Origin of the sequence: Rhodanobacter thiooxydans (assembly GCF_021545845.1) — a bacterium.
Taxonomy (GTDB): Bacteria; Pseudomonadota; Gammaproteobacteria; order Xanthomonadales; family Rhodanobacteraceae; genus Rhodanobacter.
Map to the genome: position 1 here is coordinate 1,389,549 of NZ_CP088923.1, position 12,092 is coordinate 1,401,640.

The 12,092-nt window shown below is 66.4% G+C and carries 14 protein-coding genes and 1 pseudogene; 6 read left to right on the forward strand and 9 right to left on the reverse strand.

Features of this window, described 5'->3' with window-relative positions; all coding sequences use genetic code 11:
- Nucleotides 1-20: 20 nt before the first annotated feature.
- From LRK53_RS06030 to mntA, 5 genes are all read right to left on the reverse strand, one after another.
- Nucleotides 21-749, reverse strand: a complete 729-nt coding sequence (locus tag LRK53_RS06030) for a nucleotidyl transferase AbiEii/AbiGii toxin family protein (protein ID WP_051257585.1) — start codon at nucleotides 747-749, stop codon at nucleotides 21-23.
- A complete protein-coding gene (locus LRK53_RS06035) occupies nucleotides 742-1,212 on the reverse strand; it encodes a helix-turn-helix domain-containing protein (protein WP_235642562.1) in 471 nt (156 codons plus the stop codon). The genes LRK53_RS06030 and LRK53_RS06035 overlap by 8 nt, the downstream gene beginning before the upstream one ends.
- Before the next feature lie 105 nt (nucleotides 1,213-1,317).
- Nucleotides 1,318-1,662 carry a HigA family addiction module antitoxin gene (locus LRK53_RS06040; RefSeq protein WP_081666623.1) on the reverse strand — a complete coding sequence of 115 codons (345 nt, stop codon included), beginning with the start codon at nucleotides 1,660-1,662 and terminating at the stop codon, nucleotides 1,318-1,320.
- Nucleotides 1,628-1,822: a type II toxin-antitoxin system RelE/ParE family toxin gene (locus tag LRK53_RS06045; protein ID WP_037089862.1), complete on the reverse strand. Its 195-nt coding sequence runs from the start codon at nucleotides 1,820-1,822 to the stop codon at nucleotides 1,628-1,630. Before LRK53_RS06045 ends, LRK53_RS06040 begins: the two co-directional genes overlap by 35 nt.
- Before the next feature lie 109 nt (nucleotides 1,823-1,931).
- Nucleotides 1,932-2,318, reverse strand: a complete 387-nt coding sequence (gene mntA / locus LRK53_RS06050; protein ID WP_037089861.1) for a type VII toxin-antitoxin system MntA family adenylyltransferase antitoxin — start codon at nucleotides 2,316-2,318, stop codon at nucleotides 1,932-1,934.
- 267 nt (nucleotides 2,319-2,585) lie between these two features.
- Here mntA and LRK53_RS06055 point away from each other — a divergent pair, with 267 nt between their 5' ends.
- The 5 genes and pseudogenes from LRK53_RS06055 (at nucleotide 2,586) to LRK53_RS19400 (ending at nucleotide 7,870) form a co-directional block, all read left to right on the forward strand.
- Complete coding sequence (locus LRK53_RS06055; RefSeq protein WP_027493013.1) at nucleotides 2,586-3,200, forward strand: type IV toxin-antitoxin system AbiEi family antitoxin domain-containing protein; 615 nt, start codon at nucleotides 2,586-2,588, stop codon at nucleotides 3,198-3,200.
- A 24-nt stretch (nucleotides 3,201-3,224) separates the two neighbouring features.
- A complete protein-coding gene (locus LRK53_RS06060) occupies nucleotides 3,225-4,088 on the forward strand; it encodes a nucleotidyl transferase AbiEii/AbiGii toxin family protein (protein ID WP_037089858.1) in 864 nt (287 codons plus the stop codon).
- Between the two features lie 198 nt (nucleotides 4,089-4,286).
- The gene (locus LRK53_RS06065) at nucleotides 4,287-6,416 is read left to right on the forward strand and encodes an alpha/beta hydrolase family protein (RefSeq protein ID WP_027493012.1); all 2,130 of its coding nucleotides are present in this window, start codon (nucleotides 4,287-4,289) and stop codon (nucleotides 6,414-6,416) included.
- Between the two features lie 701 nt (nucleotides 6,417-7,117).
- Nucleotides 7,118-7,534, forward strand: coding sequence for a nucleotidyltransferase family protein (locus LRK53_RS06070; RefSeq protein ID WP_235642563.1), 417 nt, complete (start codon nucleotides 7,118-7,120; stop codon nucleotides 7,532-7,534).
- Nucleotides 7,535-7,611: 77 nt separating this feature from the next.
- Nucleotides 7,612-7,870: pseudogene (locus LRK53_RS19400) on the forward strand (HepT-like ribonuclease domain-containing protein).
- Nucleotides 7,871-8,153: 283 nt separating this feature from the next.
- Here LRK53_RS19400 and LRK53_RS06075 read toward each other — a convergent pair.
- The 3 genes from LRK53_RS06075 to cdd all read right to left on the reverse strand — a co-directional run bounded on the left by LRK53_RS06075 (nucleotide 8,154) and on the right by cdd (nucleotide 10,103).
- Entirely contained in the window at nucleotides 8,154-9,008 is an 855-nt protein-coding gene (locus tag LRK53_RS06075) for a 5'-3' exonuclease (protein WP_051257627.1), read from the reverse strand.
- Between the two features lie 47 nt (nucleotides 9,009-9,055).
- A complete protein-coding gene (locus tag LRK53_RS06080; RefSeq protein WP_027493537.1) occupies nucleotides 9,056-9,625 on the reverse strand; it encodes a nitroreductase family protein in 570 nt (189 codons plus the stop codon).
- A 61-nt stretch (nucleotides 9,626-9,686) separates the two neighbouring features.
- Nucleotides 9,687-10,103 (reverse strand): cytidine deaminase, encoded by a 417-nt coding sequence (cdd, locus tag LRK53_RS06085; RefSeq protein WP_027493536.1) that lies wholly within the window; start codon nucleotides 10,101-10,103, stop codon nucleotides 9,687-9,689.
- A gap of 125 nt (nucleotides 10,104-10,228) precedes the next feature.
- Here cdd and LRK53_RS06090 point away from each other — a divergent pair, with 125 nt between their 5' ends.
- Nucleotides 10,229-11,332 carry an NAD(P) transhydrogenase subunit alpha gene (locus LRK53_RS06090; protein ID WP_027493535.1) on the forward strand — a complete coding sequence of 368 codons (1,104 nt, stop codon included), beginning with the start codon at nucleotides 10,229-10,231 and terminating at the stop codon, nucleotides 11,330-11,332.
- A gap of 220 nt (nucleotides 11,333-11,552) precedes the next feature.
- Here LRK53_RS06090 and LRK53_RS06095 read toward each other — a convergent pair whose 3' ends face one another.
- Nucleotides 11,553-12,092, reverse strand: coding sequence for a DUF3106 domain-containing protein (locus tag LRK53_RS06095; protein WP_027493534.1), 540 nt, complete (start codon nucleotides 12,090-12,092; stop codon nucleotides 11,553-11,555).

Consider the following 12,092-nt stretch of genomic DNA (forward strand, 5'->3'; position numbering starts at 1 on the left):
CAGGCTAAGGTTGTTACCTCTCAATGAGAGCGACTTGTCGTCGGTGGCACTGCGTCGCCCAGGGAGGGTTGCGGGCGATGCGCATCGAGCGTGGCAATGATGCCGGCGCCCAGGTCGGGTGCCATCGCCATGGCTTGCAGGCATTCGTCGCGATACCGATCATCGTGCAGTAACGCCAGTCCCCGGTCGAAGTAGTCATAGATGGACCGGCCGTAGGCGCCTTCCGCTTTTTCCAGAGCCGTCGACGGTATCGGACCCCAGGCCTTGATCATCATGGCCAGGTCGATCAGGTCGCGGCTCATCTGCGAGCGGTCCAACGCGCGGTCAGTGTTGGCGAGCAGCTTTTCGGCATACATGTCGTCACGATGGAGCACGGGCACGGACAGCTCGGGATCGAGCGCGCCATCCACGTCGATGCGCCCCTCCAGAACGAACTCGACCCTTACAGGCGCGTCATCGATTTCCAGGAACGTGGAAATCTTGTCCCGTTGCGTGCGCACGTCGCGCAGATGCTTTACCGGAGAGCGGAGGACCGTGCCCAGCGTGGGTGGCGTGATGGCATTGCGTAGCAGCCGGTAGCCAGCCTTGTCAGAACACAGGAAGTCGACGTCGACCGACTCACGGTATTCGCCCAGCTTGAGCGCGATGGCGGTGCCGCCGCCGAAGTAGCACTTCGCCCGCGCCAGCAGGTCGCCGTCCATGGCGCGAAGGAGCTTCGCAATCTTCTGATGGTGCGGCCGCTCAAACATGCAGGATTCCTTGTCCGTACTTGCCCACCAGCCGCTGCAGCAGGCTGCGTTCGTGTGCGGTCATCTGATCGGCGTCGACCAGGTCCCAATGGCGCTCGTAGAGTGCCAGCGCATCGCGCTCGGCAATCATGTCCGCGCCGGGCCGGTTCCAGGTCAGCCGCATGAGTTGGGGATACTCCGCAATCCGGACCTCGGCCGGCTTGACCGTCGGTACCAGGTCGAGCGCATCCATGGTTGCGGCATAGGCAGCCAGCGCCACACCCGGTTTGCCCTGTTCGACCTGGATCAGTTTCTGTCGGCCAATGCCGGCGCGATGGGCCACTTCGATCTGGGTCAGGCCCAGCTGCTTGCGCTGGGCACGCAAGCTTGCGCCGAGTTGGCGCGCAAGTCGTGCGAATGGTGCGTCTTTCATCATGTCGCGAATATAGGACATTTGACGGCATGTGTCGCGAATATGCGACATGGTGGCCGCCGCCAACGCCGGGTGCGTTGGTCGTGCCAGATGGGCACGGGCCGCTGGCTTCCCTTCGGGCTGAAAAGCATCACGGCTGAAGCTTTTCAGTGGAGATCACGCTGCGCGCGGGTGGATGCGGGCCAGTGCGTCGCCGAGTTCGCGGCGTGCTGTTTCCAGCTCGAACCGCTTTTGCAGGTTGATCCATACGTCCGCTGTCGTGCCGAAGTAGCGAGCGAGGCGCAGGGCGGTGTCTGCGGTGATGCCGCGCTTCTCGTTGGCGATGTCGTTGACGCGTGCCGGCGTGACGCCGATGGCACGGGCGAGCGCGTTGCTGGAAAGCGCCAGCGGCAACATGAATTCCTCACGGAGGATTTCGCCGGGGTGGACGGGGGGCAGCAAGGTGGAGGCCGTTGTCGTTGTCTCTTTAGTGATAGTCGGTGATTTCGACGTCGTAGGCATCACCGCTCTTCCAGCGGAAGCAGAGGCGGAACCGATCGTTCACGCGAATGCTGTGCTGTCCTGAGCGGTCACCCTTGAGTGCTTCCAGGCGATTGCCCGGCGACAACGCGTGCATGGCAAGATCCACACTGATCTGTACGGCACGGCTCAAGTTGAACACGACAATGTCCTGCAGACCGGGATTGCCGGCCGGGTAGCCACATCGGCAGGGCACCGTTCGCGCACCCGGACCAGGCAGCAGCGGAGCGAATCGAGTTTGCGTGTGACGATCAGCCGATCCATGCGTGTCGGCGCTCGCCGAGCGTCCGTTCGACGTAGGGGATGAAATCTTCCATGGCGTACACATGCCGCTGCATGAGTCCGGTCATTCCGGCCGCTTCGCCGCGGATCATTCTGCCGTGCTTGAGTATCTGCCCGAGCAGCGGCTCGCCTACGGTATGCAGGTCGATCAGGTCCACGGGGCGACCAGTGGCGACGGCGAGGTCGGCAGCCAACTGCATTTTCTCGGAGGCGTTCAACGGAGCGCGTTTCTGTATGGCGATGTCCAGGTCGCTGTCGCGGCGCGCCTCGCCACGGGCCACCGAACCGAACACGATGGCCAGTTCGATGTCGGGGTAGCGTGCCAAGACGGCAATCGTTTGTTCGATGGACATCATGGGACCTCTGTGGCCTGAAGCTATAGGCCACATTGTCCACCAGAAGGATGCAACGGGCCAGCAAGACGGCACAGGTTGGGATCGAGTGCGCCGCTGCCAAAAAGTTCCACAACTCTGACATGGCCAAGGTGGCGCCGGGTCAGTGACTGACCACGGATGGTGGCGGATGCACGATGGGGTCTGCCGCGGTGCCGGCTGGGGTCTGTCGTGTTGCAAATGCGCTATAAGCGTTGACATTTGCATAAATAACACAACATGCTGCCGTCCATGACCAAGCCTCCGCTCAATCACGAAAAACAGATACTGGCGCTGGCACGCAAGCAGCCTCTGCTGCGCGCGCGCGATCTGGCGGCACATGGGCTGCCCACGATGACGCTGAGCCGGCTGGTGGCGGCTGGCAAGCTGCAACGGGTGGCGCGCGGGGTATACAGCCTGCCGCAACGCGCGATCAGCGCGCACCGTTCACTGGCCGAGGTGGCAATTCGCGTGCCGCGCGGGGTGGTGTGTCTGCTGTCGGCGCTGCGCCTGCACGGGATCGGCACCCAGGCACCGTTCGAGGTGTGGCTGGCTATCCCGCAAACCATGCCGACGCCGCGGCTGAAGCAGCCGGCGCTGAGGGTAGTGCGCATGTCGGGTAGTGCGTTGAGCGAGGGAATCGAGCAGGTCGACGTGGATGGTGTCGCCGTGTCGGTGTTCAACCTGGGCAAGACGGTGGCGGACTGCTTCAAGTACCGCAACAAGATCGGTCTGGATGTGGCGCTGGAGGCGCTGGGTGAGGCCTGGCGCGCGCGCCGGGTAACGATGGACGAGCTGTGGCACTACGCCACTATCGACCGCGTGCACAACGTGATGCGGCCGTATCTGGAGGCGCTGGATGCGTAAGCCAGGCGGCATGGGGCGGTGTGCATGAGCCGAAACGTGGCCGCCTCGGTACGTGCCCGGCTGAAAAACCGGGCCGACGCCACGCAAGAGGATTACAACCTGCTGCTGACGCGCTACGGACTGGAGCGGCTGCTGTACCGATTGTCGGTGTCGCCGCACGCGCCGAATTTTCTGCTCAAGGGGGCGTTGCTGTTCCTGCTGTGGCATGAGCTGCCGCATCGGCCTACCCGTGACGCAGACCTGCTCGGCTTTGGCGACGCCGATGTCGATCCGGTGGTGGCCGTATTCCGTCAGGTCTGCGCGGTGGCCTGCGATGACGGCATGCGCTTCGATACCCGCTCGATTCGTGGCGAGGTGATCCGCAAGCAGGCCGGTTACAGCGGGGTGCGGATCGAGATACAGGCCACGCTGGATGCTGCCGTGCTGAGCCTGCAGGTCGATGTCGGCTTTGGCGATGTGGTGACGCCGGCCGCATTGGCGGTGACATACCCGGTGCTGCTGGATGACTTGCCTGCACCGCAGCTGCGTGCCTACCCGAAGTACACGGTGTGTGCCGAGAAGCTGCAGGCACTGTGCGTGCTCGGCATGGCCAATACGCGCCTGAAGGACTATTTCGACCTGTGGCTGCTGCTGGGCGAGGGCAGTCTGGATACCTCGTTGCTGGGGCGTGCGATCGCTGCCACGTTCGGGCGCCGCGGCACGGCCTTGCCGGACGGTTGGCCGGCGGGGCTGAGCGACCTCTTTGCGACCGATGCGGGCAAGCAGCGCCAATGGCAGGCATTTCTGCGAAAGAATCGGCTGGACGCGCCGGACTTGGCCGACGTGATCAGGGAACTGCGGACTGCGCTGGCGCAACCGTTAGACATGGCAAGGGGACCGTCGGCATGAGCCGGTTTGATCGTAGATGCGCGGGAGTCTCGGGCCTCCCGGCGACGGGTTTTGGGATCGTTACCGGGGGCTGCTTTGAAGTGGAGGGGAATTCACCACGCAAAAGACGGGTTCCTGCCGGTGATTACCTGGACAAAACTTGCCTGAGAAAACTCTGGCGCTTACCGTCACCGCTTTGACCACCCAAGGAACCACCCCATGAGACCTCTGATTGCCGCGCTGCTGCTCGCGCTGGTAGCGGCGCCTGCGCTGGCGGGCGACGTCGTGGACACCACTTTCGTCAAGGCCGAGGGCACGCACGCCTTCAACGTGCGCGACCTGGTGATGATGGATCGGGTCAGCGACCCGCAGCTGTCGCCGGACGGGCGCTACGCGGCGTTCGGCGTGCGCAGCACCGACTACGCGGCGAACAAGGGTGTCAATGCGGTCTACGTGCTGGACTTGGCCAAAGGCGGCCAGCCGGTGAAGGTGGTGGAGAAGGGCGGCTCGGCGCGCTGGTCGGCGGATGGGCGCAGCCTGTATTTCGTGGCGCCGGCCAAGGACGTGGCGCAGTTGTGGCGGGTGGACCTGGGCGGCAAGGGCGGGTTGAACCTGGCGACGCACGCCACGCCGGTGCAGGTCAGTCACGGCGTGCTGGACCTGGGCGGCTACAAGCTGTCGCCGGACGGCAAGCAGGTGCTGCTGTCGTATGAGGTGTTCACCGACTGCGCCACGCTGGCATGCACCCAGCAGCGCGTCGACGCGCGCACGAAAGACAAGGCCAGCGGCACGCTGTACGACAAGCTGTTCGTGCGGCACTGGGATACCTGGGCCGACGGCCGGCGCAACCAGCTGTTCGTGGCCCGCTTCGACGGCAAGGGCCAGCTTTCCGGTGAGCCGAAGCTGCTGAGCCGCGGCCTCGATGGCGACGTGCCGAGCAAGCCGTTCGGCGATGAGGGCGAGTTCAGCTTCGCGCCGGATGGCAAGACCGTGTACCTCAACGTGCGCATCGCCGGCCGCAGCGAGCCGTGGTCGACCAACTTCGACGTGTACAGCGTGCCGGTAGATGGTTCGGCTGCACCGAAGAACCTCACCGCCGACAACAAGGCCTGGGACGCCTACCCGGTGGCCTCGCCGGATGGCAAGACGCTGTACTACCTGGCGATGAAGACCCCGGGCTTCGAGGCCGACCGCTTCGCAATCATGGCGCTGGACCTGGCCAGCGGCAGTCGCCACGAAGTCGATCCGCACTGGGACCGCTCGCCCGGCGGCCTGGCGATTTCCGCCGACGGCAAGACCCTGTACGCCACTGCCGACGACAACGGCCAGCACCCGCTGTTCGCGATCGACACGGCCAGCGGCAAGGTCAGCCAGCTGGTCGGCGAGGGCACGGTGGGCGGCTTCTCGCTGGCCGCCGGCAAGCTGCTGCTGAGCCGCGACGACCTGAAGCGACCGGCCGACGTCTATCTTGCCGCCGCCGACGGTAGCGGTCTGAAGCAGGTCACCCGTTTCAATGCGGCGGACCTGAAAAACGCGAAAGTGGGCGACGCCGAGTTCTTCACCTTCAAGGGCTGGAACAACGAGACCGTGCAGGGCTACGTGGTGAAGCCGGTCGACTACAAGGCAGGGCAGACCTACCCGGTCGCCTTCATCATCCACGGCGGCCCGCAGGGCGCGATGAGCAACGGCTGGAGCTATCGCTGGAACCCGCAGACCTACGCCGGCCAGGGCTTCGCGGTGGTGACGGTGAACTTCCACGGCTCTACCGGCTATGGTCAGGCGTTCACCGACTCGATCTCCGGCGACTGGGGCGGCAAGCCGCTGGAAGACCTGAAGCTGGGCTGGAAGGCTGCGCTGGACAAATACAGCTTCCTCGACGGCGACCGCGCCTGCGCGCTCGGCGCCAGCTACGGCGGCTACATGACCTACTGGATCGCCGGCGTGTGGAACCAGCCGTGGAAGTGCCTGATCGACCACGACGGCGTGTTCGACACCCGCGCCATGTACTACGACACCGAGGAGCTGTGGTTCGAGGAGCGCGAGAACGGCGGCACCCAGTACGAGCACCCGGAGAACTACGAGAAGTTCAATCCGCTCAACCACGTCAAGGACTGGCGCGTGCCGATGCTGGTGATCCACTCGGCGAAGGATTTCCGCATCCCCGACACCCAGGGCCTGGGCGCGTTCACCGCGCTGCAGCGCCGCGGCATCCCCAGCCAGCTGCTGCACTTCCCCGACGAGAACCACTGGGTACTGAAGCCGCACAACAGCGTGCAGTGGCACGACGCGGTGAACGCCTGGCTGAAGCAGTGGACGGCGAAGAACGCTCCGAAAGCCGCCTCGCACTGAGCGAGGTGGTGTTGATGAAAACGGCGGCCTCCGAGCCGCCGTTTTTGTTCCTCCCCCTGCAAGGCAGGGGGAGGTTAGGAGGGGGTGGCCCCGGGCTGGCGAAGAAGATCAAGAGCACCCCACCCCAGCCCTCCCCTGCGATGCAGGGGAGGGAGCAAAGCCGCGGCGATGCAGGTTCTCGGTTCCTCCCCCTGCAAGGCAGGGGGAGGTTAGGAGGGGGTGGCTCCGGGCTGGCGAAGAAGATCAAGAGCACCCCACCCCAACCCTCCCCTGCGATGCAGGGGAGGGAGCAAGGCCGCGGCGATGCAGATTCTTGGTTCCTCTCCCTGCAAGGCAGGGGGAGGTTAGGAGGGGGTGGCTCCGGGCTGGCGGGAAGATCAAGAGCACCCCACCCCAGCCCTCCCCTGCGATGCAGGGGAGGGAGCAAAGCCGCGGCGATGCAGGTTCTCGGTTCCTCCCCCTGCAAGGCAGGGGGAGGTTAGGAGGGGGTGGCCCCGGGGCTGGCGAAGAAGATCAAGAGCACCCCACCCCAGCCCTCCCCTGCGATGCAGGGGAGGGAGCAAGGCCGCGGCGATGCAGGTTCTCGGTTCCTCCCCCTGCAAGGCAGGGGAAGGTTAGGAGGGGGTGGCTCCGGGCTGGCGAAGAAGGTCAAGAGCACCCCACCCCAACCCTCCCCTGCGATGCAGGGGAGGGAGCAAGGCGTGCGGCTTCAGGTTGGCTTCTCCTGCCTGGGCCTTCCCTCATGCGACGACTGGCAGGTGGCGGAAGGCATGCAGTACGATCAAGGCCGTTGCACGGGCCAAGCCTTGGTTACAGGAACGTCAGTCATGTTGCTCGATGCGCTGCACGCACAGAAGGACGCGATCCATGCCGCGTGCTGTCAATATGGTGCGCGGCGGATTCGTGTGTTTGGTTCAGTGGCTCGGGGCGAGGAGCGGCCGGACAGCGACATCGATTTCCTGGTCGATTTTCCCCGGGGTTATGACTTGTTCGCACAGCGCCTGCCGCTGGCCGAGCGATTGGCCGAGATTACCGGGCGCCAGTTGGACGTCATTCCCGAGCACGAGTTGAACCGCCATATTCGGGCGCGCGTGCTGCAAGAGGCGGTCGATCTGTGAGTAAGGCATGACAGGCCTATGCCAGACATATTCTGGATACCATCGGAAAAATCGACCGTATCCAGCAGCGCGGTGACCTGACGCGTGACGAGGTGCTGTACGACGCCAGTCTGCGCAATCTGCAAACCTTGTCGGAAGCCACCCAGCAGTTGCCCGAGGTCGTCAAGGCCCAATATCCGGCCATTCCCTGGAAGCAGTTTTCGCAACATCCTGGTGCACAACTATCTGGGTGACATCGATGCGCAGACTGTGTTGATGGTGGTGCAGCAACACCTCCCACCCCTGGAGTCCGCTGTGCGCGAGATGCTTACGGCAAATCCTGCCGACGAGGCGTAGCTCGTCCGAGCGCTTTTTTTGTGGAGCATGACAGGATCAAAAGCGCCCCACCCTCCGCAAGGGATTCCCTTCGGTCACAACCCTCCCCTGCGATGCAGGGGAGGGAGCAAGGTTGCAGGGGTTTGGCCCCTCCCCCTGCACCGCAGGGGAAGGTTGGGTGGGGGTGCTCTTCTGGACTTGCGGTTAGTTTCGTAGGGCGGGCACCGCCCGCCGCCGCTGTCGGGGCGCATGGCCAGGTGGAGAGCTGGCGGGCGGTGCCCGCCCTACCTGGTGGGGAAAAGCGTCAGCGCAGCAGCGCGCGCAGGCGGCTGCGGGTGAAGGCGCCGAGGCGGAGTTGTTCGCACAGGGCTTCGAGCTGGTCGGGTTGGCGAGGTTGGCGCTGCAGCGTTTCGACAGTGCTGGCCCCCGGAGCATCCAGCGCAATGCGGGTGAGTCGGCGATACAGCCGCGCCTGTTCGGCGTGCTCGCGCAGCTTCGCGGCGCAGGTGGCGGCGCCGCGCAGGCGCAGGAAGGCGACTTCGTCGACGCGGTCGAGCAGGGCGTCGAGACTGCCGAAGTGGCTGAGCAGGGCGGCGGCGGTCTTGGCGCCGACGCCGGGCACGCCGGGGATGTTGTCCACGCTGTCGCCGCACAGCGCCAGGTAGTCGGCCACCTGGTGCGGGTGCACGCCGAGTTTCTCGTGCACGCCGGCCGGCCCCCAGCGTAGGCCGCGGGCGTAGTCCCATTGCTCGTCGTGCTCGCCCAGCAGCTGGCCGAAGTCCTTGTCGGCGGAAACGATCACGCTGCGCCAGCCCTGCGCGCGCAGGTTCCACACGGTGCTGCCGATCAGGTCGTCGGCCTCGAAACTGTGGTCGATCATCAGGTGCACGCCGAGCGCCTCGGTGATCGCGCGGCACTGCACGAACTGCCGCTCCAGGTCGGGCGGCGGCAATTCGCGGTTGGCTTTGTACGGCGGGTAGATCGCGTTGCGGAACGAGCTGGTTAGCGAGGCGTCGAACGCCACCGCGACGTGTTCGGGCTGCACGCGTTCCAGCAGTTCGCACAGGAAGCGGGTGTAGCCGTGCACTGCGTTGACCGGGTGGCCGTCGGCGTCGAAGAACTCGTCCGGCATCGAGTGCCAGGCGCGGAAAACGTACATGCTGCCATCAATCAGATGGACGGCTGGACGTCCGTTCACCGGCGCGCTCACGGTGCCCACGTGGAGAGCAACTCCTCCAGCGCCGGGCGCTCGCGATCGGGCACGTCGATCTGCGGCGTGCCGAGGTGGACGAAGCCGACCACGTGCTCGTTGTCGGCCAGACCGAGGACGCCGGCGACCTCGCGGTCGTAGGCGGCCCAACCGGTCAGCCATTGGCCGCCGTAGCCCAGCGCATAGGTGCCGAGCAGGATGTTGTAGGCGACGTTGCCGGCGCACAGCTTCTGCTCGATCTCGGGCACCGTGCTGTCGGCGTGCAGGCGTGCGACCACCGCGATCACCAGTGGCGCGAAGATATAGCGGGTGCGCTCCTTCTCCAGCTTGGCTTCGGACATCTCCGGGTGATTGCGGATGGCGATCGCCGCCAGCCGCTCGCCGAACGCCAGCTTCGCCGCGCCTTCAAGGCGGATCAGCCGGAACGGCACCAGCCTGCCGTGGTCGGGCACGCGGATCGCCGTTGCCAGCAACTCGTGCAGGGTGACCTCGTCCGGCGCCGGCTCGCCGAGCTGGCGCGAGGGTACGGAATGGCGTTGCTGAAGCAGGGACAGGGCAGCGGACATGGAGCGGTACTTTCGCCGGGGAATGCCCATGCTAGCCGGCGCGGCCGTTCCGCGCGAACCGTCAGGCCGACAACGGCAACTTGAACGAGCCGGGCAGCAGGGCGGCCACGCTGGTCTGCTCGGTATCGCCGTGCAGGTTCGCCAGCAGCACCGGCATGGCGTCGCCGCACAGTTCGGCCATCACCTGGCGGCAGGCGCCGCAGGGGCTGACCGGCGCATCGCTGTCGGCGATCACCGCGATGGCGGCGAAGTCGCCGGGGCGGCAGCCGGCGGCGATGGCATTGCACAGGGCGGTGCGCTCGGCGCAGTTGCACAGGCCGTAGGAGGCGTTTTCCACGTTGCAGCCGCTGAAGCGGCGGCCGTCGCGGGTCAGCAGGGCGGCGCCGACCAGGAAGTTCGAATACGGCGCATAGGCCTGTTCGCGCGCGCTGCGCGCCAGGGCCAGCAGGTCGTGGAAAGCGTCGGGCATGGCGGGCATCGGGATCTCCGGCGATGACCCCGGCCAGTCGCTGCCGGCGGGCCAGCTTACTCTTTCGGATCGGTTCGGATCAAAGGCCGCCACTGCCGCTAAGATGGCCGGACCACTGCCGAGGGGACAGCACCATGCCGATCACTGTAGCCGCCCTGCGTGAGACCGCCGCCGGGGAGCGGCGCGTGGCGATCACGCCCGAGATGGCGAAGAAACTGCGCGGCAAGGGCCTGCGCGTGCTGCTGGAACACGACGCCGGGCGTGCCGCGGGTTTTCCTGACGCCAGCTATGCCGAGGCCGAGTTCGCCGATGCCGCCAGTGTGCTGGCGCAGGCCGACGTGCTGGCCTGCGTGCTGCCGCCGGACGATGCGGTATTCGCCGGCCTGCGTGAAGGCAGCGTGGTGGTCGGCCAGTTGCGTCCTTACGGCGCGACCGCCCGCATCGCCGCGCTGACCGCACGCAAGCTCACCGCGTTCTCGCTGGAGCTGCTGCCGCGCACCACCCGCGCCCAGGCGATGGACGTCTTGAGCTCGCAGGCGGCGGTGGCCGGTTACCGCGCCATGCTGATCGCGGCCGAGGCCTCGCCAAAGTTTTTCCCGATGCTGACCACCGCCGCCGGTACCATCCGGCCGTCGAAGGTGCTGGTGATCGGCGCCGGTGTGGCCGGCCTGCAGGCGATCGCCACCGCGCGCCGGCTCGGCGCGCAGACCGAGGGCTACGACGTACGCCCGGAAACGCGCGAGCAGGTGGAATCGCTGGGCGCGAAGTTCCTCGATCTTGGCGTCAGCGCCGCCGGCAGCGGCGGTTACGCGCGCGAGCTGTCGGCGGAGGAACGCGCCGCGCAGCAGCAGGCGCTGGCCGAGCACCTGAAATCGTTCGACGTGGTGGTCAGCACCGCGGCGGTGCCGGGGCGGCCGGCACCGAAGATCCTCGGCACGGCGATGGTCGAGGGCATGAAGCCGGGTGCGCTGATCGTCGACCTGGCCGCCGAGAGCGGCGGCAACTGCGAGCTGACCCGGCCGGGCGAGCGCGTCGAGCACGGCGGCGTGGTGATCCTGGGCCCGCTCAACCTGCCGGCCGGGGCGCCGCTGCATGCATCGGAGATGTACGCGCGCAACGTGTTCAACTTCCTGGAACTGCTGCTGCACGACGGCGCGTTGAAGCCGGATTTCGACGACGAGCTGGTGGCGAAGAGCTGCCTCACCCACGCCGGCGAGACGCGTTTCACCGTTTCGTAGGGCGGGCACGGCTCGCCGCTCTTGCCGTCACATGCCGGCGGGCAGTGCCCGCCCTACGTGCTTCGCGGCACCGTAGGGGCAGCGCCCGAACCGGTGTGTAGGAGCCCGCTCGCGGGCGATGCCTTGAAGGCCGGGATTCGGGATTCGGGATTCGGGATTCGCAAGAGCGGAAGCATCGCCCGCGAGCGGGCTCCTACAGGGTTCGGGGGGCCTGGAAAAATCAGGGGTGGCCTGGAGCACCCGGTGGCGGCCGGTCGTGGCCGTGGTGCTCGTCCCAGTGCAGGCGTTCGGCGGGCGGCAGCGCGTGCCATTCGCGGATCAGTTTCTCGCGTTGATCGGGCGGCAGCTGCTGGAAATGCTCGAAGGTGGCGTGCAGCCGCTCGCGCTGCTGCGGCGGCAACTGGTGGAACTTGTGCATGTTCTCGCGTGCCTGGCGCCGTTCGTCCGGCGTCATCTGCTGCCAGCGGGTGATGTGCTGGCGGATTTCCTCGCGCCGTTCCGGCGGCAGGGTAACCCAGTGCTCGGCGCGCTGGAGCATGCGCGACTGCTTGCGTGGCGACATGCTGTCCCAGGTTTTCTGCAGCGGCGCCAGCACCTCGTGCTGGCTTGAGTCGAGGCTGCTCCACGGGCGCGGCGCCGGCATGTCGCCAGCGGGCGGCGGCGATACTGGCGCCTCCTGCGCATGCAGCGATGGCGTCGCAACGCCGCCGAGCAGGGCGGCCAGCAGCAGCGGCAGGAGCGGGCGGAGAATTCGGATCAT

What these genes read in the sequence shown, in the direction of transcription:
- LRK53_RS06040 (WP_081666623.1), bottom strand. Translation starts at nt 1,662, where the DNA reads ATGCCTACGACGTCGAAATCACCGACTATCACTAAAGAGACAACGACA.
- mntA (WP_037089861.1), bottom strand. Translation starts at nt 2,318, where the DNA reads ATGATGTCCATCGAACAAACGATTGCCGTCTTGGCACGCTACCCCGAC.
- LRK53_RS06090 (WP_027493535.1), top strand. Translation starts at nt 10,229, where the DNA reads ATGCCGATCACTGTAGCCGCCCTGCGTGAGACCGCCGCCGGGGAGCGG.
- LRK53_RS06075 (WP_051257627.1), bottom strand. Translation starts at nt 9,008, where the DNA reads ATGTACGTTTTCCGCGCCTGGCACTCGATGCCGGACGAGTTCTTCGAC.
- LRK53_RS06035 (WP_235642562.1), bottom strand. Translation starts at nt 1,212, where the DNA reads ATGTCGCATATTCGCGACACATGCCGTCAAATGTCCTATATTCGCGAC.
- LRK53_RS06060 (WP_037089858.1), top strand. Translation starts at nt 3,225, where the DNA reads ATGAGCCGAAACGTGGCCGCCTCGGTACGTGCCCGGCTGAAAAACCGG.
- cdd (WP_027493536.1), bottom strand. Translation starts at nt 10,103, where the DNA reads ATGCCCGCCATGCCCGACGCTTTCCACGACCTGCTGGCCCTGGCGCGC.
- LRK53_RS06095 (WP_027493534.1), bottom strand. Translation starts at nt 12,092, where the DNA reads ATGATCCGAATTCTCCGCCCGCTCCTGCCGCTGCTGCTGGCCGCCCTG.
- LRK53_RS06030 (WP_051257585.1), bottom strand. Translation starts at nt 749, where the DNA reads ATGTTTGAGCGGCCGCACCATCAGAAGATTGCGAAGCTCCTTCGCGCC.
- LRK53_RS06065 (WP_027493012.1), top strand. Translation starts at nt 4,287, where the DNA reads ATGAGACCTCTGATTGCCGCGCTGCTGCTCGCGCTGGTAGCGGCGCCT.
- LRK53_RS06055 (WP_027493013.1), top strand. Translation starts at nt 2,586, where the DNA reads ATGACCAAGCCTCCGCTCAATCACGAAAAACAGATACTGGCGCTGGCA.
- LRK53_RS06080 (WP_027493537.1), bottom strand. Translation starts at nt 9,625, where the DNA reads ATGTCCGCTGCCCTGTCCCTGCTTCAGCAACGCCATTCCGTACCCTCG.